Origin of the sequence: Erwinia amylovora (assembly GCF_017161565.1) — a bacterium.
GTDB lineage: Bacteria > Pseudomonadota > Gammaproteobacteria > Enterobacterales > Enterobacteriaceae > Erwinia > Erwinia amylovora.
The window spans coordinates 299,226-323,574 of sequence record NZ_CP066796.1; the positions used below are offsets into that span (position 1 = coordinate 299,226).

General features: G+C 52.2%; 22 protein-coding genes, 2 tRNA genes and 4 rRNA genes. 18 read left to right on the forward strand and 10 right to left on the reverse strand.

Annotated elements, in window-relative coordinates:
• Positions 1 to 14 precede the first annotated feature (14 nt).
• The 6 genes from rpsD (at position 15) to JGC47_RS01405 (ending at position 3,279) form a co-directional block, all read left to right on the forward strand.
• Positions 15 to 635: a 30S ribosomal protein S4 gene (gene rpsD / locus JGC47_RS01380; RefSeq protein WP_004160561.1), complete on the forward strand. Its 621-nt coding sequence runs from the start codon at positions 15 to 17 to the stop codon at positions 633 to 635.
• Between the two features lie 25 nt (positions 636 to 660).
• On the forward strand, positions 661 to 1,650 hold the full coding sequence (locus JGC47_RS01385) for a DNA-directed RNA polymerase subunit alpha (RefSeq protein ID WP_002919219.1): 990 nt from the start codon (positions 661 to 663) through the stop codon (positions 1,648 to 1,650).
• 40 nt (positions 1,651 to 1,690) lie between these two features.
• Entirely contained in the window at positions 1,691 to 2,077 is a 387-nt protein-coding gene (gene rplQ / locus JGC47_RS01390) for a 50S ribosomal protein L17 (protein WP_004160560.1), read from the forward strand.
• Between the two features lie 118 nt (positions 2,078 to 2,195).
• Positions 2,196 to 2,567 carry a DnaJ family domain-containing protein gene (locus JGC47_RS01395; protein WP_004160559.1) on the forward strand — a complete coding sequence of 124 codons (372 nt, stop codon included), beginning with the start codon at positions 2,196 to 2,198 and terminating at the stop codon, positions 2,565 to 2,567.
• Positions 2,567 to 2,980, forward strand: a complete 414-nt coding sequence (gene zntR, locus JGC47_RS01400) for a Zn(2+)-responsive transcriptional regulator (protein WP_004160557.1) — start codon at positions 2,567 to 2,569, stop codon at positions 2,978 to 2,980. Before JGC47_RS01395 ends, zntR begins: the two co-directional genes overlap by 1 nt.
• A 74-nt stretch (positions 2,981 to 3,054) precedes the next feature.
• Entirely contained in the window at positions 3,055 to 3,279 is a 225-nt protein-coding gene (locus JGC47_RS01405; RefSeq protein WP_004160556.1) for an alternative ribosome-rescue factor A, read from the forward strand.
• A gap of 180 nt (positions 3,280 to 3,459) precedes the next feature.
• On the opposite strand, the gene JGC47_RS01410 is transcribed toward JGC47_RS01405, so the two are convergent.
• The 6 genes from JGC47_RS01410 to def form a co-directional block, all read right to left on the reverse strand.
• A complete protein-coding gene (locus JGC47_RS01410; RefSeq protein WP_004160555.1) occupies positions 3,460 to 5,190 on the reverse strand; it encodes a hypothetical protein in 1,731 nt (576 codons plus the stop codon).
• A 476-nt stretch (positions 5,191 to 5,666) separates the two neighbouring features.
• On the reverse strand, positions 5,667 to 6,080 hold the full coding sequence (gene mscL / locus JGC47_RS01415; protein ID WP_004160553.1) for a large-conductance mechanosensitive channel protein MscL: 414 nt from the start codon (positions 6,078 to 6,080) through the stop codon (positions 5,667 to 5,669).
• 143 nt (positions 6,081 to 6,223) lie between these two features.
• On the reverse strand, positions 6,224 to 7,600 hold the full coding sequence (trkA, locus tag JGC47_RS01420) for a Trk system potassium transporter TrkA (protein ID WP_004160552.1): 1,377 nt from the start codon (positions 7,598 to 7,600) through the stop codon (positions 6,224 to 6,226).
• 58 nt (positions 7,601 to 7,658) lie between these two features.
• A complete protein-coding gene (gene rsmB, locus JGC47_RS01425) occupies positions 7,659 to 8,948 on the reverse strand; it encodes a 16S rRNA (cytosine(967)-C(5))-methyltransferase RsmB (RefSeq protein WP_004163401.1) in 1,290 nt (429 codons plus the stop codon).
• A gap of 50 nt (positions 8,949 to 8,998) precedes the next feature.
• Complete coding sequence (fmt, locus tag JGC47_RS01430; RefSeq protein WP_004160550.1) at positions 8,999 to 9,946, reverse strand: methionyl-tRNA formyltransferase; 948 nt, start codon at positions 9,944 to 9,946, stop codon at positions 8,999 to 9,001.
• A 23-nt stretch (positions 9,947 to 9,969) separates the two neighbouring features.
• Entirely contained in the window at positions 9,970 to 10,479 is a 510-nt protein-coding gene (gene def / locus JGC47_RS01435) for a peptide deformylase (RefSeq protein ID WP_004160549.1), read from the reverse strand.
• 125 nt (positions 10,480 to 10,604) lie between these two features.
• On the opposite strand from def, the gene dprA reads away from it, so the two are divergent.
• Genes dprA through JGC47_RS01465 form a run of 6 tightly spaced genes read left to right on the forward strand, consistent with a single transcriptional unit; the run spans position 10,605 to position 14,406 of the window.
• The gene (gene dprA / locus JGC47_RS01440; RefSeq protein ID WP_004160548.1) at positions 10,605 to 11,729 is read left to right on the forward strand and encodes a DNA-protecting protein DprA; all 1,125 of its coding nucleotides are present in this window, start codon (positions 10,605 to 10,607) and stop codon (positions 11,727 to 11,729) included.
• Positions 11,701 to 12,174 (forward strand): DUF494 family protein Smg, encoded by a 474-nt coding sequence (gene smg / locus JGC47_RS01445; RefSeq protein ID WP_004160547.1) that lies wholly within the window; start codon positions 11,701 to 11,703, stop codon positions 12,172 to 12,174. Before dprA ends, smg begins: the two co-directional genes overlap by 29 nt.
• Positions 12,155 to 12,763 carry a DNA topoisomerase family protein gene (locus JGC47_RS01450; protein ID WP_004160544.1) on the forward strand — a complete coding sequence of 203 codons (609 nt, stop codon included), beginning with the start codon at positions 12,155 to 12,157 and terminating at the stop codon, positions 12,761 to 12,763. The genes smg and JGC47_RS01450 overlap by 20 nt, the downstream gene beginning before the upstream one ends.
• Positions 12,747 to 13,319 (forward strand): L-threonylcarbamoyladenylate synthase type 1 TsaC, encoded by a 573-nt coding sequence (tsaC, locus tag JGC47_RS01455; RefSeq protein ID WP_004163400.1) that lies wholly within the window; start codon positions 12,747 to 12,749, stop codon positions 13,317 to 13,319. Before JGC47_RS01450 ends, tsaC begins: the two co-directional genes overlap by 17 nt.
• An 11-nt stretch (positions 13,320 to 13,330) precedes the next feature.
• Positions 13,331 to 14,149, forward strand: a complete 819-nt coding sequence (aroE, locus tag JGC47_RS01460) for a shikimate dehydrogenase (protein ID WP_004160534.1) — start codon at positions 13,331 to 13,333, stop codon at positions 14,147 to 14,149.
• Complete coding sequence (locus JGC47_RS01465) at positions 14,146 to 14,406, forward strand: DUF1488 family protein (RefSeq protein ID WP_004160531.1); 261 nt, start codon at positions 14,146 to 14,148, stop codon at positions 14,404 to 14,406. Before aroE ends, JGC47_RS01465 begins: the two co-directional genes overlap by 4 nt.
• Here JGC47_RS01465 and JGC47_RS01470 read toward each other — a convergent pair.
• On the reverse strand, positions 14,373 to 14,927 hold the full coding sequence (locus JGC47_RS01470) for a gamma carbonic anhydrase family protein (RefSeq protein WP_004160528.1): 555 nt from the start codon (positions 14,925 to 14,927) through the stop codon (positions 14,373 to 14,375). The two genes, JGC47_RS01465 and JGC47_RS01470, sit on opposite strands and share 34 nt — an antisense overlap.
• A gap of 517 nt (positions 14,928 to 15,444) precedes the next feature.
• Between JGC47_RS01470 and JGC47_RS01475 the strand changes: the two genes are divergently transcribed.
• From JGC47_RS01475 to rrf (JGC47_RS01500), 6 genes are all read left to right on the forward strand, one after another.
• A 16S ribosomal RNA gene (locus tag JGC47_RS01475) occupies positions 15,445 to 16,984 on the forward strand.
• Between the two features lie 72 nt (positions 16,985 to 17,056).
• Positions 17,057 to 17,132, forward strand: a tRNA-Glu gene (locus JGC47_RS01480).
• 360 nt (positions 17,133 to 17,492) lie between these two features.
• Positions 17,493 to 20,486 (forward strand): 23S ribosomal RNA (locus tag JGC47_RS01485).
• Between the two features lie 209 nt (positions 20,487 to 20,695).
• A 5S ribosomal RNA gene (gene rrf / locus JGC47_RS01490) occupies positions 20,696 to 20,811 on the forward strand.
• A gap of 48 nt (positions 20,812 to 20,859) precedes the next feature.
• A tRNA-Thr gene (locus JGC47_RS01495) sits at positions 20,860 to 20,935 on the forward strand.
• 35 nt (positions 20,936 to 20,970) lie between these two features.
• A 5S ribosomal RNA gene (gene rrf, locus JGC47_RS01500) occupies positions 20,971 to 21,086 on the forward strand.
• Together the 16S, 23S and 5S rRNA genes with 2 tRNA genes alongside form the textbook arrangement of a ribosomal RNA operon.
• Before the next feature lie 151 nt (positions 21,087 to 21,237).
• Here rrf (JGC47_RS01500) and JGC47_RS01505 read toward each other — a convergent pair.
• From JGC47_RS01505 to JGC47_RS01515, 3 genes are read right to left on the reverse strand one after another with little or no spacing between them, the layout of a single operon-like run.
• Positions 21,238 to 21,999 (reverse strand): amino acid ABC transporter ATP-binding protein, encoded by a 762-nt coding sequence (locus JGC47_RS01505; protein ID WP_004155021.1) that lies wholly within the window; start codon positions 21,997 to 21,999, stop codon positions 21,238 to 21,240.
• An 11-nt stretch (positions 22,000 to 22,010) separates the two neighbouring features.
• Entirely contained in the window at positions 22,011 to 23,111 is a 1,101-nt protein-coding gene (locus JGC47_RS01510; protein ID WP_033477542.1) for an amino acid ABC transporter permease, read from the reverse strand.
• A gap of 13 nt (positions 23,112 to 23,124) precedes the next feature.
• Entirely contained in the window at positions 23,125 to 24,303 is a 1,179-nt protein-coding gene (locus JGC47_RS01515; RefSeq protein WP_004155023.1) for an amino acid ABC transporter permease, read from the reverse strand.
• Positions 24,304 to 24,349 lie beyond the last annotated feature (46 nt).

Genomic DNA, 24,349 nt, shown 5'->3' on the forward strand with positions numbered 1-24,349 from the left:
GTTGGAGAAAGAAAATGGCAAGATATTTGGGTCCTAAGCTCAAGCTGAGCCGTCGTGAAGGCACAGACCTGTTCCTCAAGTCTGGCGTTCGCGCGATTGATACCAAGTGTAAGATTGAACAAGCTCCTGGTCAGCACGGTGCGCGTAAGCCACGTCTGTCTGATTATGGCGTGCAGTTGCGTGAAAAGCAGAAAGTTCGTCGTATCTACGGCGTGCTGGAGCGTCAGTTCCGTAACTATTATAAAGAAGCAGCTCGTCTGAAAGGCAATACGGGTGAAAACCTGTTAGCTCTGCTTGAAGGTCGTCTGGATAACGTAGTTTACCGTATGGGCTTTGGTGCCACTCGTGCAGAAGCACGTCAGCTGGTTAGCCACAAATCTATCATGGTAAACGGCCGCGTTGTCAGCATCGCTTCTTATCAGGTAACTCCGAATGACGTTGTTAGCATCCGTGAGAAAGCCAAAAAGCAGTCTCGCGTGAAAGCCGCTCTGGAGCTGGCTGAACAGCGTGAAAAGCCAACCTGGCTGGAAGTTGATGCGACTAAGATGGAAGGTGTGTTCAAGCGTATTCCTGAACGTACCGATCTGTCTGCGGACATTAACGAACACCTGATCGTCGAGCTTTACTCCAAGTAAGGCTTAGTACCAAAGAGAGGACACAATGCAGGGTTCTGTGACAGAGTTTCTAAAACCACGCCTGGTAGATATCGAGCAAGTGAGTTCGACGCACGCCAAGGTGACCCTTGAGCCTTTAGAGCGTGGCTTTGGCCATACTCTCGGTAACGCGCTGCGCCGTATTCTGCTTTCATCAATGCCGGGTTGCGCGGTGACCGAGGTTGAAATTGATGGTGTACTACATGAGTACAGCACCAAAGAGGGCGTACAGGAAGATATCCTGGAAATCCTGCTCAACCTGAAAGGTTTAGCGGTAAGAGTTCAGGGCAAAGATGAAGTTATTCTTACTCTGAATAAATCTGGCATTGGCCCTGTGACTGCAGCCGATATCACCCATGATGGTGATGTCGAAATCGTCAAGCCGCAGCATGTGATCTGCCATCTGACCGACGAAAACGCGGCTATCAGCATGCGTATCAAAGTTCAGCGTGGTCGTGGTTATGTGCCGGCTTCTGCCCGAATTCATTCGGAAGAAGATGAGCGCCCAATCGGTCGTCTGTTAGTCGACGCCTGCTACAGCCCTGTAGAGCGTATTGCCTACAATGTTGAAGCAGCGCGTGTGGAACAGCGTACCGACCTGGACAAGCTGGTCATCGAAATGGAAACCAACGGCACTATCGATCCTGAAGAAGCGATCCGCCGTGCGGCTACCATCCTGGCAGAACAACTGGAAGCTTTCGTCGACCTACGTGATGTACGTCAGCCGGAAGTGAAAGAAGAGAAACCAGAATTCGATCCGATCTTGCTGCGCCCTGTTGACGATCTGGAATTGACTGTCCGCTCTGCTAACTGCCTTAAGGCAGAAGCTATCCACTACATCGGTGATCTGGTACAGCGTACCGAGGTTGAGCTGCTTAAAACGCCTAACCTTGGCAAAAAATCTCTTACTGAGATTAAAGATGTGCTGGCTTCTCGTGGTCTTTCTCTGGGCATGCGCCTGGAAAACTGGCCGCCAGCTAGCATTGCTGATGAATAACCCGATCACAGGTTAAGGTTTCACTGAGAAGGATAAGGTCATGCGCCATCGTAAGAGTGGTCGTCAACTGAACCGTAACAGCAGCCATCGTCAGGCTATGTTCCGCAACATGGCTGGCTCTTTGGTTCGTCATGAGATCATCAAGACGACCCTGCCAAAAGCGAAAGAGCTGCGTCGCGTAGTTGAGCCGCTGATTACTCTTGCCAAGACCGACAGCGTAGCTAATCGTCGTCTGGCATTCGCCCGTACTCGTGATAACGAGATCGTGGCAAAACTGTTTAACGAGCTGGGCCCGCGCTTTGCGAGCCGTGCCGGTGGTTACACTCGTATTCTGAAGTGTGGCTTCCGCGCTGGTGACAACGCTCCGATGGCTTACATCGAGCTGGTTGATCGTCCAGAAGCTCAAGCAGAAGCTGTAGCAGAGTAATCTGTTGCAACATTAAAAGAACCCCGCTTGCGGGGTTTTTTTATATCTGAAATTTCTCCTCCACAGCTGCCATTCTATAATTGTTTATGTTTAAAACTCATCGTGCTGCGAGGCCGTCATGTCATTGATTGATCAACTGGCTGAAAAGCATATTCTTGCTGCCCTGCGTCAGGGCGATCTTGATAACTTGCCCGGTACAGGGCATACACTGCAACTGGATGATGACTCGCATGTACCCCAGGAGCTGCGTGCCAGCTACCGGATCCTGAAAAATTCTGGCTATCTCCCTCCTGAACTTGCATTGAGACGAGAAGCGCTGGAGCTTGAGCAGCTGTTACGAAGTGTAGCCGAGCGCGACGAGGAGTATCACCAGCAACTGAAACGCCTGAGCCTTCTGGAGCTAAAACTTAATCAGGCCGGCATCAGCACTGACTTTCTTCGTGGAGACTACGGTCGACAGGTTAACCGTCGTTTTAGTAAGGGGGAGTAATGTATCGAATTGGACAACTGGCGAAGCTGGCTAACGTCACGCCAGATACCATCCGTTTTTATGAAAAACAGCAGATGATGGACCATGAAGTCAGGACGCAAGGCGGTTTTCGTCTCTACAGTGATAACGATCTTCAGCGTCTCAAGTTCATCCGTCACGCCAGGCATCTGGGTTTCAGACTGGAGGCTATTCGAGAGCTGTTATCGATCCGTGTCGATCCTGAACACCACACATGCCATCAGTCAAAATCCATCGTACAGAAAAGGCTCGACGAAGTTGAAGCCATGCTCGACGAGCTGAAACATATGCAGCGATCGTTGAAGAGACTGAATGATGCCTGTTGCGGGACTGCGCATAGCAGCGTTTATTGTTCCATCCTGGATGCCTTAGAAAAGGGGGCCTCCACAACTTAAGTTCACGCGGATGATTGAAATTTTCCCATTGCGGGCCTATATTCTCAACCGTCATCATCTAACAGGAAGAGTCTATGACTGTCTACCAACATAAAAAGGGCATCATCCGCGATAATGCGATAGAAGCATTGCTGCGCGATCCTTTATTCAAACCCCGGCTTGAAGTCAATCAAAAAGGCAAAGGCAGCTACCGGCGTAAAGAAAAGCATGAAAAAAAAACGGGTTGGGAGGCCAGCGGTAAGTTAACAATCAGTGTATTTACCTCTGGCTTTCCGCTTCTCCTGGCTGAAGCATATTAGTCACCCGAACTTAATGGATTGGAATTTTGTGTACAGTGGCATACGTCCTTCGTGCAGCGTATTGAGCTCTTAAAATTAATCCCGGCCTTCGTATCATCAAAAACCGACATTGAGTTATCAGGGGCTGTCTTGTCATAGCTACCGCGCACGCCGGCGGAGCTCGTGGATCCATGGCCGCCATCAACTATCTTTCAGGTTTTCGACCGCCGACAAGGTGACCTCTCCATCATGTTTGAATTGCTGTGAGGCCAGAGCTATTATCAGGTTGGAATAATAATCAGTGGCACGATAATTAATATTTTTTCTGAACCTGGAATAGTTGCGATAATATTCTAAAAAAACATTAATTTGTTCAGTTTGGTTTCCCTCAGCAGGATAAGTTGGAATGTGTACCAGGATATCTTTAATCTGTATTGATATATTTTCCCAACGATTTGAAATATAGAATTCAATATCATCTTTTAAATGGGATAAACGATCTTCGGCAAAACTCAGTTGGTCAACAATGCATGAATGATTAAGGGCAGTGGCTGGAAGCTGCTCGCAAACCGGTTCTCTCTTTATTTCAAACAGATCTGTAGTATCGGTAAAGTAGTGGGCTAATTCGTGAATAATAATATTAGAAGCATCTACGGTGCAAAGCTTAAAGAAGTCTTCTGTAAGGATGATATTGAGTTTATCATATCCAATCTTGGGAAGAATTTGATCGCCCACTGTTGCTATCAGAGGGGATAATGCATTTTCCTTTTCATAGATTTCCGTATCTTTATTTTTATTGGCATAAATAAAGTTCAGGCAGTTATTATTATACCGGTCACAACCTCTTTCGAGGTAATTCCGCATTTTTGCCAAATTCACCATTAACCTGTTAATAAAAACACTGTCTTGATTTATATCAACTATGAAGGGTTGCACCAGCTCATCTTCAATTTGTTCCTTAAACAGATGATTTTCTTCCAAGAAGTTTTTATGTTCAGATGGATGCATGTTTTCCACATCAGCATATAGATGGGAAAGCAACACCATGCCGGTGTAGTCATCCATAACTGGTCGAATATTGTTATCTCTGTTAGACGATTTCAGAAGTAATGTTATAGCTGAATCGACAATTTTTACGGTATTGCTTATAACTAATTTAAGGTAATCAAAATGACGCTCATTGATTTCCTTCAGAGTAGAAAGGTCTCTCGCTATGATTTCAAAAATAAATAAATCACTTTTTCTCTTTATAAATTGATTTTCCATCAATTGTCGTTCGGCTAAATAGTTTTTCTTTGGCGCTGATGATTGTGGAACTTGCCGACGACTATGCCTGACGCCATCAGACTTGCTGTTATCGCGCAGGCCGTCACTGCCGAACGCGTCATTCAGCATTGCGGCACTGCCACAATCTGGCATCATCGGATCAACAGGCGGCCCCTCCGGGTAAGGTTGCGCCGGGTTAACTTCCTGTCTGTCGATATCCTCGGGTCCTGCATAACATTGATACCCCACAACACCGGCTCCTGTCAGTATGCCCGCCCCAACCAGGAAACGTTTGAAAAGTCCCCCTTTCCATCCGCCGGGAATGGATTGTTTATTCCGGGATGTGTGTAATGATTCTGCCTGCAAGCGCAATGCTTCACCTTCACAAATTATCTCAGTCAGTGAAATAACCTCCGGGCCATCATCTTCCCCGGCAGTTCGACCCGGTGACCACAGGGACTGACATGGGCCAGCCAGCATCCCGCTTAGATCACTGCGTCCTTCAGTTGCGAAACTTTCTTCTTTGCTGTTATCAACTTTTCCGATTTGATAAGTAAGGGGACGAGGAACTTTATTATTGTGGTAAAAGGGATCTTTAACGTCATGCTTGTCAAATGTCGTTAAGGGAGGCATTCGAGGCAAATCATGACGAACATTTACGGGCATGACACTACTCCTGTGGTTGCGCTATGCATATCGTCAGCAGTGGACAACAATCCTGTTCATTATGGCGTGGCCCGTTCGGAGGCTTTAATACTGAGGCCTGTGGACGCGGCTGTGTTGGCGGGGTCAATTGTGAAGTTATTAATATAATGGAAGAAATCTGGCTGGGCCAGATGCCAGGTTTTTTTGGCACGTTTTATGACAAACGCATTTCTCTGCGCACTGAAGACCGATTCTGCCACCGTAGGATCCCATCGTCCCTACGACCGTGGGTAGCTGGTGACGAGCGACCGCTGATAATTGAGCACCCAGGCAGGTATATCGCGTCGTGCAGATGGGTTAATCCGCTGCATACGCGTGGAGAGTTTGTCTGACGCCACAGGCATAATACGGGGAAAATGGAAAATCCTGTCAGCAAAGTGCTGACAGGTTTGTGGTAATTTATCTTGTTACAACGCTCGTTACCGGCTGACAGAGCATTACTGAGTTTTGCCGTTTTGCTCTTTCAGCAAATCGCGGATCTCACTCAGCAAACTTTCTTCCGCAGAAGGTTTTGGCGCAGGCTTCTCAACTTCTTTCTTCGTATACAGCCTGTTCATCAGCTTGATGGCCATAAAAATGGCAAATGCAACGATGATGAAATCAAACACCGTCTGTAAAAACACACCGTATTCCATAATTACCGCAGGTGCAGCACCATCAGCAGGTTTTAATACCCAGTTGAACTGTTTGAAGTCAACGCCGCCAATCAGTAATCCCAGCGGCGGCATGATGATGTTTGCCACCAGTGAAGAGACGATTTTACCAAAAGCTGCGCCGATAATGACACCGACCGCCAGGTCCACCACGTTGCCACGCATAGCAAAATCGCGAAACTCTTTGAATATACTCACTGTTATCTCCTGTCCTTAAGTTATTTCTAAAGTCTAACAAACGAGGGTACTTTTGCCATAACGATCACAGATTAAATCTGTGATCGCGGCCAGTCTGCTCTCCCGGCGGGTTGCTGCCTGTATTCAGTCATCGCTCAATATGATTAAAGGAAGAAAGGGCTTGGCTGGAAGAGCCTTTCAACATCGGGCACAAATTTCTTATCGGTCAGGAACATGATCACATGGTCGCCCTGCTCGATGCGCAAATTGTTGTTGGCAATCATGACATCGTCGCCGCGTACCACTGCCCCGATAAGGGTTCCCGGTGGCAGCTTGATATCATCAATCTGGCGGCCCACGACTTTCGAGGTGGATTCTTCACCGTGTGCGATGGCCTCGATTGCTTCTGCTACACCGCGGCGCAATGACGAAACGCCGACGATATCGGCTTTACGAACGTGGCCGAGCAGAGCGGAAATCGTCGCCTGCTGCGGGGAAATCGCAATATCGATTACGCTGCCCTGCACCAGATCGACGTAGGCGCGGCGCTGGATTAACACCATTGCCTTTTTCGCCCCCATTCGCTTTGCCAGCATCGCGGACATGATGTTAGCTTCGTCATCGTTGGTGATGGCGATAAACAGATCGATCTGATCGACATGCTCTTCAGCCAGCAGTTCCTGATCGGAAGCGTCACCGTAGAAGACGATGGTATTCTGTAAATTCTCAGCCAGTTCGGCAGCGCGCTGCTGATCGCGTTCGATCAGCTTGACGCTGTAATGCTTTTCCAGCCGCTGGGCCAAACCGAAACCGATGTTCCCGCCGCCGACAATCATAATGCGCTTATAGGGTTTTTCAAGCCGCTGGTACTCACTCATCACGGCGCGAATATGCTGGCTGGCGGCGATAAAGAAGACTTCGTCGCCCGCTTCGATGATGGTTGAACCCTGAGGACGAATCGGACGATCCTGACGGAAAATGGCGGCAACACGGGTATCAATATGCGGCATATGTTCACGCATTACCGACAGGGCATTACCGACCAGGGGGCCGCCGTAGTAGGCTTTAACGACTGCCAGGCTGACTTTGCCTTCGGCGAAGTTAACCACCTGCAGTGCTCCCGGGTATTCAATCAGGCGGTAGATGCTGTCAATGACCAGCTGTTCGGGTGAGATAAGGTGGTCAATGGGCACGGCTTCAGGAATAAATAGCTTATCGGCATCACGTATGTAGTCCGGCGCACGGATGCGGGCAATGCGGTTTGGCGTGTTAAACAGCGAATAGGCAACCTGGCAAGCCACCATATTGGTTTCGTCAGAGTTAGTGACTGCCACCAGCATGTCCGCATCTTCGGCACCCGCTTCGCGCAGCACCCGAGGGTGAGAACCGTGCCCCTGAACCACGCGCAGATCGAACTTGTCCTGCAACTGACGCAGGCGCAGAGCATCGGTATCGACCAGGGTGATATCGTTGTTTTCTCCGACCAGGTTTTCAGCGAGGGTACCGCCGACCTGTCCTGCACCAAGAATGATAATTTTCATTGTGCTTCAATCTGTTGGTTGCGTCCGATGGTGGGGCCGTGTAGCGGTACCACCTCTGTCACTGTTTTACCAGTTTCGCGTAGTAGAAACCGTCACCGCCATCCACTTGTGGCAAGACCTGAATCCCGGGTTGAGTCAGATCGCCAGTCGCGACCAAAGCGGCATTGGCATGGCGCTGCAAAAACTGACTTATCTGCAGATGGTTCTCTTCGGGCAGCACCGAGCAGGTCGCATAAAGCATCGTGCCTCCGGATTTCAGATGTGGCCACACCGCATCCAGTATTTGCTGTTGCAGCGCTGCCAGCTCCGCGATATCGCGGTCGCGGCGCAGCCATTTTATATCCGGATGACGGCGGATCACCCCGGTTGCTGAACAGGGAGCATCCAGCAGGATACGATCGAATAGCGTGTCTCCACACCATGCCGCTGGCGTACGGCCATCGCCGAGCTTAACCTCTGCCTGCATATTAAGGCGTTGTAAATTCTCAGTAATTCTAGTCAGGCGTTGGGCGTCAACATCCACTGCCAATACGTTTGCCTGAGGTGCCGCTTCCAGAATATGCGTGGTTTTCCCCCCGGGGGCTGCACAAAGATCAAGGATTTGCTCACCGTTTTGTGGGGCGAGCAGCGCCACGCATCCCTGGGCTGAAGCATCCTGTACGGTCACCCAGCCCTGGTCGAAACCTGGAAGCTGGTGCACGGTGCACGGTGACTCCAGCCGCAACGCATCGCAGTGCAGAGGATGGGAAAAAGCCTGTTTACCGCTCTCCTCCAGCAACGCCAGCCAGGCATCCCGGCTGTGGTACTGGCGGTTGACGCGCAGCCACATCGGCGGGCGCTGATTATTCGCTGCCACAATTTGCTGCCACTGCTCCGGCCAGGCACGCTTCAGGCGTTCCAGCAACCATTTCGGATGCAGATACTGCTGGTCACCGTCGTTCATTTGCTGCATCAGTTGGTCCTGCTGGCGCTGGAACTGGCGCAGTACGCCGTTGATCAGCCCTTTCAGCTGCGGGCGTTTCAGCGCTACGGCACCTTCCACCGTTTCGGCCAGTGCCGCATGGGGCGGAATGCGCGTGAACATCAGCTGATAGAGCCCGACCATGATCAGGAAGTGGATCGCACGCTGTTTGCCGGTCATCGGGCGCGACATCAGCTTGCTGATAACCCACTCCAGCTGCGGCAAGGTACGCAATACGCCATAGCAAAGTTCCTGCACCAGGGCAGCATCTTTGTCGTCAACGCATTTTTGCGCGGCAGGCAGCACGTTACTGAGCGACTGCCCTTGTTCGACAACCTGTTCAATAGTCCGGGCGGCGATGCAGCGTAGATTAGTCATTTTTTTCATTGAGGATTCACAATTCTGACGATGACCCGGCATCAAGGCCGGGCAACGTATCAGGCAATTATATTGCCAGGGGTAAACCATTCACGGCGCGAGTTAAGCAGATCCTGAGCCTTCATCGCCTTTTTACCTGCAGGCTGTAACTCTTCAATATTCAACACGCCATCGGCAGTAACTACCTGAATACCCTGCTTATCGGCTTGCAGGACCTCGCCCGGCTGACGGCCGCTGACAGCAGGCAGAACGGAAGCTTTCCACACCTTCACCGGCTGCTCGTCGATAACAAAGTAGCTCACAGGCCAGGGATTAAAGGCACGAATACAACGTTCCAACTGAGCGGCAGAAAGCGACCAGTCGAGGCGGGACTCTTCTTTACTGAGCTTGTCCGCGTAGCTGACCTTCGCTTCATCCTGCACTTGCGGTTGAGCGCTACCGTCTGCCAGCTGTGCCAGCGTGGATATCAAACCTGCCGGGCCGAGGTCGGCTAATTTATCGTACAGCGTGGCGCTGGTATCAGTAGCGTCGATCGGGCAGGCCAGCTTATGCAGCATATCCCCGGTATCCAGCCCGATATCCATCTGCATGATGGTGACCCCGGTCTCGGCGTCACCCGCCCACAGCGAGCGCTGGATTGGTGCAGCACCGCGCCAACGGGGCAGCAGGGAGCCGTGCACGTTTATGCAGCCGAGGCGCGGCATATCCAGCACGGCTTTTGGCAGGATAAGCCCGTAGGCCACCACCACCATGACGTCGGCGTTCAGAGCGGCAACCCGCTGCTGATTTTCTTCAGGGCGCAGCGATGAAGGTTGAAAGACGGGTATATGATGCTGCTCGGCCAGCTGTTTTACCGGACTTGCGGTGAGCTTGTTACCCCGGCCAGCAGGACGGTCAGGTTGAGTAAAAACGCCAACCACCCGATGCCCGGAAGACAACAGCGCGTCAAGATGACGCGCTGCAAAGTCAGGCGTGCCGGCAAAAATGATATTTAATGAATCGGACACATTTTACCCTTCAGTCGACGCACTCAGTCGCGTGTGTTCTGGCGATGCAGTTTTTCCAGCTTCTGACGGATACGCTGACGTTTCATCGGCGACAGGTAATCAATGAACAGCTTGCCGACCAGATGGTCCAGCTCGTGCTGAATACAAATGGCCAGCAGACCATCAGCTTCCAGCTCGAAACTGTTGCCGTCACGATCCAGCGCGCGGATTTTGACTTTCTCGGCGCGAGGCACCAGCGCACGCTGTTCAGGGATAGACAAACAGCCTTCTTCAATACCTGTTTCACCGCTCTGTTCCAGCAGCTCCGGGTTGATTAACACCAGCCGTTCATCGCGACTCTCGGAGACGTCGATAACGATGATGCGCTGATGGATATCGACTTGGGTGGCGGCCAGCCCAATGCCTTCTTCGGCGTACATGGTTTCGAACATATCATCGACGATACGCTGAATATTCGCATTCACTTCTTTAACGGGTTTCGCAACGATGCGCAGGCGCTCGTCAGGAAAATGTAATACTTGTAAAACGGACATAAATTTCCAGATCTGTATTCAAGGGTTGAAAGGTTTATTTCTCTTATTGTAGACATTTCGTGCGGCGATTGACAGCATTCAAGACGCTAACCTTCAGGGAGAAGGGACAAATCAGGGAGAAGATCATGTCGCAGGTCGAGTGTGCGTTAAGGCTTTCAGCGGTGCCCGGCTTATCCAGTTCGCAGCGGCTGGAGATGATGAGCAAGCTACTGGATTTCACTACCCCTGCTGCCCGCCAGCTTGCAACATTGGGGCTGTCGGCTAGGCAACAACGGGCATTCCTTGACTACGATGCCGATGTCATCGTGCAAAGTTTTCGCTGGCTGGAATCCCCCCTGCATCATTTTTTGACGCCACGCGACCCCTGTTACCCTGAGCAGCTTAAAGCGATCGGTAACTTTCCGCTGATGCTGTTTGTTGCGGGCGATCCGACTTTACTGGCATCACCGCAGCTGGCGATAGTGGGTAGCCGCCACTGCTCGCACTATGGCCGCGAGTGGGGAAGCTGGTTCAGTCAGGCGCTGGCATTAAGTGGTTTAACTATCACCAGCGGGCTGGCATTAGGTATTGACGGTATCGCCCACCGTGCGGTGCTGGAAGTACAGGGAAAAACCCTCGCGGTACTGGGAAGTGGACTGGAAGCGATCTACCCGCGACAGCATCAGCTGCTGGCACAGCAAATTGTTAATAGCGGCGGAACGCTGGTCTCTGAGTTTCCGCTATCGGTGAAACCTCTGCCCGCGCATTTTCCCCGGCGCAACAGAATTATCAGCGGCCTGAGTCGCGGGGTACTGGTGGTAGAAGCGACGCTACGCAGTGGTTCACTGGTGACTGCAAAGCTGGCGTTGGAACAGAACCGTAACCTGTATGCGCTACCCGGGGCGCTGGGTAACCCGGGCAGTGAAGGAACCCACTGGTTGATCCAACAAGGGGCATTATTGGTTGCGCACCCTAATAATATTCTGGAAGAGATGCACAGTGGCTTCTCGTGGCTACCCGTTATAACGCCGCTCACAAACAATTCAGGCGCGGGCAACAATCCTCCATTGCCATTTCCCGATGTGTTGGCTAACGTAGGAGATGAGGTTACACCTGTTGACGTTGTCGCTGAACGTGCCGGCCAACCTGTGCCAGCCATCGTAGCGAAGCTGCTTGAGTTGGAGTTAGCAGGGTGGATCGCAGCTGTACCCGGCGGCTATGTCCGATTGAGGAGGGCAAGCCATGTTCGACGTACTCATGTACTTATTTGAAACGTATATCCACAATGAAGCAGAAATGCGTGTGGATCAGGATAAGTTAACTGATGATTTAACCGATGCAGGTTTTCATCGTGAAGATATTTATAATGCGTTGAACTGGTTAGAGAAGTTAGCAGATTACCAGGATGGGCTGGTTGCTCCGGTTCTGCTGACAACCGATCCGCTGTCTGTGCGTATCTACACCGGGGAAGAGAGTCAGCGTTTGGATGCCAACTGCCGTGGCTTTATTCTGTTCCTGGAGCAAATTCAGGTGCTGAATCTGGAAACGCGTGAAATGGTTATCGAACGTATCATGGCGCTTGATACCGTGGAGTTTGATCTGGACGATCTCAAATGGGTGGTGCTGATGGTGTTGTTCAACATCCCGGGATGTGAAAACGCCTATCAGCAAATGGAAGAACTACTTTTTGAAGCTAATGAAGGAATGCTGCACTGAAGATTGCCTTCGTGTAAACAATGTGATGAATAAAAATGCGCTTTTCGCTGCGCGAAAAAATGAACCCTGCCCCCAGTGCGGGGCAGAACTGGTTATCCGCTCCGGGAAACAGGGCGCTTTTCTCGGTTGCTCTCAGTACCCCGCATGCAACTTTATTCGACCGCTTAAAGCTCAGGCTGACGGGCATATCGTTAAAGTGCTTGATGGGCAGCTCTGCCCGCAATGTGGCGGTGAGCTTGTGTTACGTCAGGGGCGCTATGGCATGTTTGTCGCCTGTGGTCACTACCCTGAATGTGAACACACCGAAGCTATTGATAAGCCAGATGAAACCTCGCTTGCCTGTCCGCAATGCCAGAGCGGTAGACTGATTCAGCGCCGATCGCGCTACGGTAAAACGTTTCATGCCTGCGACCGTTATCCCGATTGTCAGTTTGCGGTGAATGACACGCCGGCGGAAGGTGTCTGCGAGTTTTGCCAGTTTCCGCTGCTTATCGAGAAAAAAACGGCCAGAGGAACAAATCGATTCTGCGCCAGTAAAGCCTGTGGCAAACCCGTAACAGCAGGAAACCGTAGTGAAGATGAACCCTGAGGTTGATTCGTTGGCGCAATGTGTTGAACAGTTGGCTCAGTCGAAAGTTATTGCTTATCCGACCGAAGCGGTGTTTGGCTTAGGCTGCGATCCTGATAGCGAAGAAGCGGTGATGCGGCTGCTGGCATTAAAGCAGCGCCCCGTCGAGAAAGGGCTGATCCTGATCGCCGCTGACTATCAGCAGCTGATGCCCTGGATTGCCGACGAACAGCTTTCAGCTGAACAGAAGGCGCGCATGTTCTCTCGTTGGCCTGGCCCGGTAACATGGGTATTGCCGGCGCGCAGTACCACGCCGGGCTGGTTAACCGGGCGATTTACTACCCTGGCGGTACGGGTTAGCGACCATCCTGATGTCATCGCTTTGTGCAATGCTTTTGGTAAGCCGTTAGTTTCAACCAGCGCTAATTTGTCCGGGCTACCGCCCTGCCGTCACGCGGCTGAAGTGTTGGCGCAGTTTGGCCGCGATTTCCCGGTATTAAAGGGCGAAACCGGTGGTCGCCTCAATCCATCGGAAATCCGCGATGTGTTAAGCGGTGAATTAATTCGTCAGGGATAACAGAGAAAACTATGTCGTCTTTCGTCGTCATCGGTAATCCGATCAATCACAGTAAATCACCGCGTATTCATCAGCTGTTTGCTGAGCAAACCGGAATTGCGCATCCTTATGAACGTTTGTGCGCACCTCTTGATGGATTTGAGCAGGCGGTGCGTGCGTTTTTTGTCCGGGGTGGTCGGGGAGCCAATGTCACTTTGCCGTTTAAACAGCAGGCTTATGAGCTTGCCAGCGAACTGACCGAACGTGCGGCACTGTCCGGTGCGGTCAACACGCTGAAGAAGCTGGATGATGGACGGTTATCAGGCGATAACACCGACGGCATCGGTCTGTTAAGCGATCTTGAACGCCTGGATCTGATCAAACCTGACGATCGGATCCTGTTGATAGGGGCTGGTGGTGCAGCACGAGGTGTGATCCTTCCATTGCTATCCTTTGGCTGCTCAATGACTGTCACCAACCGCACCCATGCAAAAGCAGAAGAACTGGTACAGCTCTTCCAGCACAGCGGGCGCATTCGTTCAATGTCGCAACAGCAGCTGGCAGAGGGGCAGTTTGATCTGGTGATCAATGCCACTTCTAGCGGAGTAAAGGGAGCAATACCCGATCTTCCAGGCTGCCTGGTCAGCGAGCATACCCGCTGCTATGACATGTTCTATCAGATCGGCGACACGCCGTTCCTGCAATGGTGCCGCCTGCAGGGAGCTTCTCAAATGGCCGATGGACTGGGGATGCTGGTGGGGCAGGCTGCACACTCGTTTATGCTATGGCACGGGGTAATGCCGGACATTACGGCGGCCATTAATGTACTGAAAGCTGAGATGCGTGCGTGAATCAGGCCATACACTTCCCGGAGCGCGAATGGTGGGATGAGGCGAGACAGGCTGTGTGCTTTAGCGCACAGGTTAGCGGTTTCCCGTTGACCTGTGCGATAGACGGCGAAGAATTGCTTCACCGCTTTCATGCAGAAGGGGATGCTCTGACCTGTTTTCGCCTTAATCGCTGGGAGTTGGAAGAGCTTGCGGAACGAGCTATTCAGCATCAGCAGGAAGATGCTCAGGGCTGGGTCTGGCTTTCCTCAGAGATGTAGTCATCTTTCCAGCGGACATAGTTATTGGCAGAACAGACCAGCCCGCTTAATTCTGCCTCCGTCAGCGCACGTACTTTCCTGGCCGGACGGCCTAAATAGAGATAGCCACGCTCCAGGCGCTTACCCGGTGAGACCAGGCTACCGGCACCAATCATCACATCATCTTCTACTGTTACGCCATCAAGCAGAATCGAACCCATCCCAATCAGTACCCTGTTACCGATCGTGCAGCCGTGCAACATCGCTTGATGGCCTACGGTAACATCGTCGCCAATCACCAGCGGGTGACCTTCAGGGTTGTCAGCAGATTTATGGGTAAGATGCAGCACGCTACTATCCTGAATGTTGGTGCGTTTACCAATAGTGACCCGGTTAACGTCGCCGCGGATCACCACCAGGGGCCAGATGCCGACGTCATCGGCCAGCGCGACATTGCCAATCACCACGCTGGTGGGATCAATCATCACCCGGTTACCCAGCTGCGGACGAACTCCTTTATATGCACGAATATTGTGGCTCATAGCTACCTCTCAGTAATAGACGATCCTTGTAGCGTAGCGCCGGAAGCAATCAAGGATCAATTTATCAGGTGAAATGCGCGCTAAAATTGCGCGTATCGTCTGAGATCCCAGCAAAAAGCGTGAAAACCCAGCAGTTGGAAATAAAGATCGAAAAAAGGCTTGTGCAATAAATTCGGATCCCTATAATGCGCCTCCACTGACACGGAACAACGGCTTACCGGCCGGCGTGTTGAGAGGTTCAGAAAGTTCTGAACCGCCGGGAAAAACTTCTGTAAAAGAGGTTGACTCCGGAGGAGGAAAGCGTAATATACGCCACCTCGCGACAGGATGCCAAGGCACTGTACGCACCGCTCTTTAACAATTTATCAGACAATCTGTGTGGGCACTCGCAGGATTGATATCAGACGCCTCCGGGCGTCAAAAAAAATATCAAGTCTTAAGAGTGAACACATAATGAAATTCATTATGACGTTTTACGATTGAGCATCGCTGGACTGGTTTCAGCAAATCGAACTTTTAATTGAAGAGTTTGATCATGGCTCAGATTGAACGCTGGCGGCAGGCCTAACACATGCAAGTCGAACGGTAGCACAGAGAGCTTGCTCTTGGGTGACGAGTGGCGGACGGGTGAGTAATGTCTGGGAAACTGCCCGATGGAGGGGGATAACTACTGGAAACGGTAGCTAATACCGCATAACGTCTACGGACCAAAGTGGGGGACCTTCGGGCCTCACACCATCGGATGTGCCCAGATGGGATTAGCTGGTAGGTGGGGTAACGGCTCACCTAGGCGACGATCCCTAGCTGGTCTGAGAGGATGACCAGCCACACTGGAACTGAGACACGGTCCAGACTCCTACGGGAGGCAGCAGTGGGGAATATTGCACAATGGGCGCAAGCCTGATGCAGCCATGCCGCGTGTATGAAGAAGGCCTTCGGGTTGTAAAGTACTTTCAGCGGGGAGGAAGGGGAAGAGGTTAATAACCTTTTCCATTGACGTTACCCGCAGAAGAAGCACCGGCTAACTCCGTGCCAGCAGCCGCGGTAATACGGAGGGTGCAAGCGTTAATCGGAATTACTGGGCGTAAAGCGCACGCAGGCGGTCTGTCAAGTCGGATGTGAAATCCCCGGGCTTAACCTGGGAACTGCATTCGAAACTGGCAGGCTAGAGTCTCGTAGAGGGGGGTAGAATTCCAGGTGTAGCGGTGAAATGCGTAGAGATCTGGAGGAATACCGGTGGCGAAGGCGGCCCCCTGGACGAAGACTGACGCTCAGGTGCGAAAGCGTGGGGAGCAAACAGGATTAGATACCCTGGTAGTCCACGCCGTAAACGATGTCGACTTGGAGGCTGTTCCCTTGAGGAGTGGCTTCCGGAGCTAACGCGTTAAGTCGACCGCCTGGGGAGTACGGCCGCAAGGTTAAAACTCAAATGAATTGACGGGGGCCCGCACAAGCGGTGGAGCATGTGGTTTAATTCGATGCAACGCGAAGAACCTTACCTGGCCTTGACATCCACGGAATTCTGCAGAGATGCGGAAGTGCCTTCGGGAACCGTGAGACAGGTGCTGCATGGCTGTCGTCAGCTCGTGTTGTGAAATGTTGGGTTAAGTCCCGCAACGAGCGCAACCCTTATCCTTTGTTGCCAGCGATTCGGTCGGGAACTCAAAGGAGACTGCCGGTGATAAACCGGAGGAAGGTGGGGATGACGTCAAGTCATCATGGCCCTTACGGCCAGGGCTACACACGTGCTACAATGGCGCATACAAAGAGAAGCGACCTCGCGAGAGCAAGCGGACCTCATAAAGTGCGTCGTAGTCCGGATCGGAGTCTGCAACTCGACTCCGTGAAGTCGGAATCGCTAGTAATCGTAGATCAGAATGCTACGGTGAATACGTTCCCGGGCCTTGTACACACCGCCCGTCACACCATGGGAGTGGGTTGCAAAAGAAGTAGGTAGCTTAACCTTCGGGAGGGCGCTTACCACTTTGTGATTCATGACTGGGGTGAAGTCGTAACAAGGTAACCGTAGGGGAACCTGCGGTTGGATCACCTCCTTACCTGAAGATACCTTCCGGCGCAGTGTCCACACAGATTGTCTGATAAAAAGTAACGAGCAAAGTCACACCAGAGTCCCCATCGTCTAGAGGCCCAGGACACTGCCCTTTCACGGCTGTAACAGGGGTTCGAATCCCCTTGGGGACGCCATACCGGTAACGAAGTGAAAGAGGTTATCACCCGTATCTCAAAACTGATTCCGCGAAAGCGAGTCACGTTTGAGATATTTGCTCTTTAACAATCCGGAACAAGCTGAAAATTGAAACGACATGTCGTGTTCATTCTCCGTAATCAGAATGAAGCCACGATATGTTCGAGTCTCTCAAATACTTGCACCCGAAAGGGTCTCTTACTCAGGTTGAGTAATGAGCGAGCTAAGTGAAGGCAAGGCGTCAGCGCGCAGCAACGCGGAGTGGACTTGAGTCCATGAGCATTGCGAGCACTGCATAACGCCGCCGTCACGACGCGCAGCCATTACGTGAACCGGAGAGGGACGCTTGTGGGTTGTGAGGTTAAGCGACTAAGCGTACACGGTGGATGCCCAGGCAGTCAGAGGCGATGAAGGGCGTGCTAATCTGCGATAAGCGTCGGTAAGGTGATATGAACCGCAACAACCGACGATACCCGAATGGGGAAACCCAGTGCAATCCGTTGCACTATCATGTCATGAATACATAGTGGCATGAGGCGAACCGGGGGAACTGAAACATCTAAGTACCCCGAGGAAAAGAAATCAACCGAGATTCCCCCAGTAGCGGCGAGCGAACGGGGAACAGCCCAGAACCTGAATCAGTTTGTGCCTTAGTGGAAGCGTCTGGAAAGTCGCGCAGTAAAGGGTGACAGCCCCGTACACAAAAAGGCACTTGCTGTGAGTTCGATGAGTAGGGCGGGACACGTGACATCCTGTCTGAATATGGGGGGACCATCCTCCAAGGCTAAATACTCCTGACTGACCGATAGTGAACCAGTACCGTGAGGGAAAGGCGAAAAGAACCCCGGCGAGGGGAGTGAAACAGAACCTGAAACCGTGTACGTACAAGCAGTGGGAGCACCTTCGTGGTGTGACTGCGTACCTTTTGTATAATGGGTCAGCGACTTATATTCTGTAGCAAGGTTAACCGTATAGGGGAGCCGCAGGGAAACCGAGTCTTAACTGGGCGTTAAGTTGCAGGGTATAGACCCGAAACCCGGTGATCTAGCCATGGGCAGGTTGAAGGTTGGGTAACACTAACTGGAGGACCGAACCGACTAATGTTGAAAAATTAGCGGATGACCTGTGGCTGGGGGTGAAAGGCCAATCAAACCGGGAGATAGCTGGTTCTCCCCGAAAGCTATTTAGGTAGCGCCTCGTGAATTCATCTCCGGGGGTAGAGCACTGTTTCGGCTAGGGGGCCATCCCGGCTTACCAACCCGATGCAAACTGCGAATACCGGAGAATGTTATCACGGGAGACACACGGCGGGTGCTAACGTCCGTCGTGAAGAGGGAAACAACCCAGACCGCCAGCTAAGGTCCCAAAGTCATGGTTAAGTGGGAAACGATGTGGGAAGGCACAGACAGCCAGGATGTTGGCTTAGAAGCAGCCATCATTTAAAGAAAGCGTAATAGCTCACTGGTCGAGTCGGCCTGCGCGGAAGATGTAACGGGGCTAAACCATGCACCGAAGCTGCGGCAGCGGACGTATCACCCAAGCAGATTCACTGAAGTGGATAACGATTGACGGAGCGCAGCGACGTCAATGCGCCCATCAAAGTCGAGTCGGCTTCGGGATACGTCCGTTGGGTAGGGGAGCGTTCTGTAAGCCGTCGAAGGTGTGCTGTGAGGCATGCTGGAGGTATCAGAAGTGCGAATGCTGACATAAGTAACGATAAAGCGGGTGAAAAGCCCGCTCGCCGGAAGACCAAGGGTTCCTGTCCAACGTTAATCGGGGCAGGGTGAGTCGACCCCTAAGGCGAGGCCGAAAGGCGTAGTCGATGGGAAACGGGTTAATATTCCCGTACTGGGTGTTACTGCGAAGGGGGGACGGAGAAGGCTATGTTAGCCGGGCGACGGTTGTCCCGGTTTAAGCGTGCAGGCTTGAGTTCCAGGCAAATCCGGAACTCTTTAAGGCTGAGGCGTGATGACGAGGCACCACGGTGCTGAAGTAACAAATGCCCTGCTTCCAGGAAAAGCCTCTAAGCATCAGGTAACATCCAATCGTACCCCAAACCGACACAGGTGGTCAGGTAGAGAATACCAAGGCGCTTGAGAGAACTCGGGTGAAGGAACTAGGCAAAATGGTGCCGTAACTTCGGGAGAAGGCACGCTGGCGCGTAGGTGAAGCGACTTGCTCGTGGAGCTGAAGCCAGTCGAAGATACCAGCTGGCTGCAACTGTTTATTAAAAACACAGCACTGTGCAAACACGAAAGTGGACGTATACGGTGTGACGCCTGCCCGGTGCCGGAAGGTTAATTGATGGGGTTATCCGCAAGGAGAAGCTCTTGATCGAAGCCCCGGTAAACGGCGGCCGTAACTATAACGGTCCTAAGGTAGCGAAATTCCTTGTCGGGTAAGTTCCGACCTGCACGAATGGCGTAATGATGGCCAGGCTGTCTCCACCCGAGACTCAGTGAAATTGAACTCGCTGTGAAGATGCAGTGTACCCGCGGCAAGACGGAAAGACCCCGTGAACCTTTACTACAGCTTGACACTGAACATTGAGCCTTGATGTGTAGGATAGGTGGGAGGCTTCGAAGCGTGGACGCCAGTCTGCGTGGAGCCAACCTTGAAATACCACCCTTTAACGTTTGATGTTCTAACCTGGCGCCGTTACCCGGCGTGGGGACAGTGTCTGGTGGGTAGTTTGACTGGGGCGGTCTCCTCCCAAAGAGTAACGGAGGAGCACGAAGGTCAGCTAATCACGGTCGGACATCGTGAGGTTAGTGCAATGGCATAAGCTGGCTTGACTGCGAGAGTGACGGCTCGAGCAGGTGCGAAAGCAGGTCATAGTGATCCGGTGGTTCTGAATGGAAGGGCCATCGCTCAACGGATAAAAGGTACTCCGGGGATAACAGGCTGATACCGCCCAAGAGTTCATATCGACGGCGGTGTTTGGCACCTCGATGTCGGCTCATCACATCCTGGGGCTGAAGTAGGTCCCAAGGGTACGGCTGTTCGCCGTTTAAAGTGGTACGCGAGCTGGGTTTAGAACGTCGTGAGACAGTTCGGTCCCTATCTGCCGTGGGCGCTGGAAGATTGAGAGGGGTTGCTCCTAGTACGAGAGGACCGGAGTGAACGCACCGCTGGTGTTCGGGTTGTCATGCCAATGGCATTGCCCGGTAGCTAAGTGCGGAAAAGATAAGCGCTGAAAGCATCTAAGCGCGAAACTTGCCTCGAGATGAATCTTCCCTGACTCCTTGAGAGTCCTGAAGGGACGTTGAAGACGACGACGTTGATAGGCCGGGTGTGTAAGCGCAGCGATGCGTTGAGCTAACCGGTACTAATGACCCGTGAGGCTTAACCTTACAACGCCAGAAGCGTTCTGGGTTGTATTGAGAGACGAAAAGAGATTTTCAGCTTGTTCACCGGAATCAAGTCCGAAGGATTTTGCGCTGAGGCAAGGCGGCAACCGAGACGGCACGAAGAAGCATACATCAGTATGTGACTGATGTGTTGCCAGGGCGGCCAACGCAGCATCAGCACAAAAGACACAGGACAGAGCACAAAGAATTTGCCTGGCGGCTGTAGCGCGGTGGTCCCACCTGACCCCATGCCGAACTCAGAAGTGAAACGCCGTAGCGCCGATGGTAGTGTGGGGTCTCCCCATGCGAGAGTAGGGAACTGCCAGGCATCAAATCAATAAGGTCGAAGGTTTTCTCGTCCTTGAAAATAAAGTGTGCTGATATGGCTCAGTTGGTAGAGCGCACCCTTGGTAAGGGTGAGGTCCCCAGTTCGACTCTGGGTATCAGCACCAGTAAAACAGCACGAGTTCGGTAAATAAAGAATTTGCCTGGCGGCTGTAGCGCGGTGGTCCCACCTGACCCCATGCCGAACTCAGAAGTGAAACGCCGTAGCGCCGATGGTAGTGTGGGGTCTCCCCATGCGAGAGTAGGGAACTGCCAGGCATCAAATAAAGCAAAAGGCCATCCTGCGGGATGGCCTTTTTGCGTTCTGAAGCTCGTGGCTGTGCTGTTGTTAGAGAAGTAAACGACAGGCAACAAATAAAACTCTCGCCCACTATTGGACGAGAGTTTGTATGTTGTGAAAGCGGGCTAATCAGTGAATAACCTGTGACAGAAAAGTACGGGTACGTTCAGACTCAGGGTTAGCAAAAAACTTCTGTGGTGGAGCCTGTTCAACGATTTCACCGCGATCCATAAAGATCACCCGGTCAGCAACGGTACGAGCAAAGCCCATTTCATGGGTAACGCACAGCATAGTCATCCCGTCTTCAGCCAGGCCGATCATGGTATCCAGCACTTCTTTCACCATCTCCGGGTCCAGTGCGGAAGTCGGTTCATCAAACAGCATGATTTTGGGCTTCATACACAGCGAACGGGCTATCGCCACGCGCTGCTGCTGGCCACCCGAAAGCTGCCCCGGAAATTTATGCGCATGCTCGGCAATACGCACACGTTCCAGATAGTGCATGGCCAACTCTTCAGCTTCCTTTTTTGGCGTTTTGCGTACCCAGACAGGCGCAAGCGTACAGTTCTGTAATACGCTCAGATGCGGGAACAGATTAAAGTGCTGAAATACCATTCCGACTTCTGTTCGCACGCGTTCAATATTGCGCAGATCGTCATTCAGTAAGGTTCCGTCCACCACAATTCGCCCCTGTTGATGCTCCTCCAGATGGTTAATACAGCGTATTGTCGTCGATTTTCCGGACCCGGAAGGCCCGCAGAGTACGATACGTTCGCGGGGTTTGACCTGCAGATTAATATTCTTCAGCACATGAAACTGTCCGTACCATTTATTCACGTTCTCAAGCGTTATCATCATCGCGTTGTCAGTCTGGCTCATCATTTTCGTCATATTATTCAACCTTAGTGCGGTGTACGCCCGGTGTGAAAGCGCTTTTCCAGATGCTGGCTATAGCGCGACATACTGAAACAGAAAATCCAATAGATAAGGGCAGCAAACACGTAGCCTTCGGTGGACATCCCCAGCCAGGCGGGGTCGACCGTGGCCTGCTGCACGCTGCTGAACAGATCGAAAAGGCCGATGATAATCACCAGGCTGGTATCTTTAAACAGCGCAATAATGGTGTTCACCAGCCCCGGTATGACCAGCTTTAACGCCTGAGGAAGGATCACCAATCCCTGCGTTTTCCAGTAGCCTAACGCCAGCGACTCGGCGGCTTCATACTGGCCCTTCGGCAGCGCCTGCAGGCCGCCACGCACTACCTCAGCGACATAGGCCGACTGGAACAGGATCACACCGACCAACGCGCGTATCAGTTTATCGATAGAGCTGCCTTCCGCCATAAACAGCGGTAACATCACCGAGGACATAAACAGGACGGTGATCAGTGGAACCCCGCGCCAAAACTCAATGAACAATATGCACAGGGTACGCACAACCGGCATTTGCGAGCGCCGGCCCAATGCCAACAGGATGCCGGTGGGCAGTGCTCCGGCGATACCGACCGCAGCAATGATTAGCGTTAACGTCAGACCTCCCCACTGGCGGGTTTCCACGCGCTCAAGCCCCAGCCAGCCGCCATACATCAGTAGCCATACCAGCAGTGGATAAACCACCGCCCAGCCAACAATGTAGCTGCCACGACGCGGCAGGCTTTTCACGAACATGGGAATGACCGACAGCAGGCCGATGACCAGCGCCAGATTAATGCGCCAGCGCAGCTCATGTGGATAAAGCCCATACATCAGCTGACCAAAGCGCGCATGAATAAATACCCAACAGGCTCCCTCTTTACTGCAGTCTGCGCGCGTATCACCTGTCCAGTTGGCCTTAAATATCAGCCAGTTAAGTGCGGGCGGGATCGTTTCCCACATGATCCACAGGCAAAACAGCGTTAGCAACGAACTGCCGACGCTTGAGAAAAGATTTTTTCTCGCCCAGGCGACGGAACGTGAGAACGCATGCGTTGTGGCTGTTGGCGTCTCATAAGTGATACCAGTCATAATCATCTCGTCTCTAGCGCTCAATCAGGGCGATTTTGCGGTTATAAATATTCATTAAAAGCGAAATCGACAGGCTGATGATGAGATAAACCCCCATAGTAATAGCGATGGTTTCAATCGCCTGTCCCGTCTGGTTAAGCACCGTACCGGCAAACAGCGACACCATATCGGGATAGCCGATTGCCGCTGCCAGCGAGGAGTTCTTCACGATATTCAGATACTGGCTGGTCAGCGGCGGAATGATGACGCGCATCGCCTGCGGAATAATCACCTGGTGCAGGGTTACCGCACGCGGCAGACCCAGAGAGGATGCCGCTTCATGCTGACCCAGTGGTACCGACTGAATTCCTGAACGAATGACCTCGGCAATAAACGTAGAGGTGTAGATAGACAGTGCCAGCGTCAGAGCTGCCAGCTCCGGGATCAGGGCAAATCCGCCACGAAAATTAAAGCCGTGCAGCTGTGGGATATCCCAGTGCATCGGACTGCCTGCCAGCATGATGGTGGCCAACGGAAACAGGGCCAGCATGGCGACCGCAGCAGGCCATGTACGGCGCAACCGCCCGGTTTTAAGCTGACGCTGTTTGTTGTAGCGGAACAGGGCTGAAGAAATGGCCATCGCCAGCAGCAGGGCAAGAAGGAACGGTACGGTCCCCGCAGCATATTCAGGCCACGGAATATACAATCCACGGTTACTGACAAAGGCCAGATCAAAGGCGTTCAGCGCCTGGCGCGGCCCCGGCAGGTTGCGCAATACTGCAAAGTACCAGAAAAAGATCTGCAACAGCGGCGGGATATTACGGAACGTCTCAACATAAATAGTGGAAAGTTTACGCAATAGCCAGTTACCAGACAGGCGAGCAAGGCCAATGAAAAAACCCAGCAATGAGGCGAAAAGGATACAAAGCGCGGAGACCAGCAGGGTATTGGTTAACCCAACCAGAAAGACGCGCGCATAGCTATCCCCTTCCGAGTAATCGATCAGATGCTGGACAATGCCAAAACCCGCGCTACGTTCAAGGAAGCTAAATCCGGAAGTAATGCCACGGCTGGCAAGATTATTGGTGGTGTTGTGGATCAGATATCCTGCAACGACAATCACCGCGACAACAGCAATAATCTGGAAAAGCCAGGCGCGCACCGCAGGATTACTAAAGGAAAAATCCCTTTTTACCGCTGGGCGTGGAGACATGATAAAACCTCAGTAACGAAATTCAGAGTTGGGCACCGGAACTCCG

Bases quoted from the DNA above. Each gene is read 5' to 3' on its own strand.
- JGC47_RS01450 (WP_004160544.1), top strand. From the start codon at position 12,155: ATGAAGGAATGCTGCACTGAAGATTGCCTTCGTGTAAACAATGTGATG.
- JGC47_RS01515 (WP_004155023.1), bottom strand. From the start codon at position 24,303: ATGTCTCCACGCCCAGCGGTAAAAAGGGATTTTTCCTTTAGTAATCCT.
- JGC47_RS01505 (WP_004155021.1), bottom strand. From the start codon at position 21,999: ATGACGAAAATGATGAGCCAGACTGACAACGCGATGATGATAACGCTT.
- JGC47_RS01510 (WP_033477542.1), bottom strand. From the start codon at position 23,111: ATGACTGGTATCACTTATGAGACGCCAACAGCCACAACGCATGCGTTC.
- dprA (WP_004160548.1), top strand. From the start codon at position 10,605: ATGTCGCAGGTCGAGTGTGCGTTAAGGCTTTCAGCGGTGCCCGGCTTA.
- JGC47_RS01470 (WP_004160528.1), bottom strand. From the start codon at position 14,927: ATGAGCCACAATATTCGTGCATATAAAGGAGTTCGTCCGCAGCTGGGT.
- smg (WP_004160547.1), top strand. From the start codon at position 11,701: ATGTTCGACGTACTCATGTACTTATTTGAAACGTATATCCACAATGAA.
- rsmB (WP_004163401.1), bottom strand. From the start codon at position 8,948: ATGAAAAAAATGACTAATCTACGCTGCATCGCCGCCCGGACTATTGAA.
- JGC47_RS01385 (WP_002919219.1), top strand. From the start codon at position 661: ATGCAGGGTTCTGTGACAGAGTTTCTAAAACCACGCCTGGTAGATATC.
- aroE (WP_004160534.1), top strand. From the start codon at position 13,331: ATGTCGTCTTTCGTCGTCATCGGTAATCCGATCAATCACAGTAAATCA.
- def (WP_004160549.1), bottom strand. From the start codon at position 10,479: ATGTCCGTTTTACAAGTATTACATTTTCCTGACGAGCGCCTGCGCATC.
- rpsD (WP_004160561.1), top strand. From the start codon at position 15: ATGGCAAGATATTTGGGTCCTAAGCTCAAGCTGAGCCGTCGTGAAGGC.
- JGC47_RS01410 (WP_004160555.1), bottom strand. From the start codon at position 5,190: ATGCCCGTAAATGTTCGTCATGATTTGCCTCGAATGCCTCCCTTAACG.
- zntR (WP_004160557.1), top strand. From the start codon at position 2,567: ATGTATCGAATTGGACAACTGGCGAAGCTGGCTAACGTCACGCCAGAT.
- JGC47_RS01395 (WP_004160559.1), top strand. From the start codon at position 2,196: ATGTCATTGATTGATCAACTGGCTGAAAAGCATATTCTTGCTGCCCTG.
- trkA (WP_004160552.1), bottom strand. From the start codon at position 7,600: ATGAAAATTATCATTCTTGGTGCAGGACAGGTCGGCGGTACCCTCGCT.
- JGC47_RS01405 (WP_004160556.1), top strand. From the start codon at position 3,055: ATGACTGTCTACCAACATAAAAAGGGCATCATCCGCGATAATGCGATA.
- rplQ (WP_004160560.1), top strand. From the start codon at position 1,691: ATGCGCCATCGTAAGAGTGGTCGTCAACTGAACCGTAACAGCAGCCAT.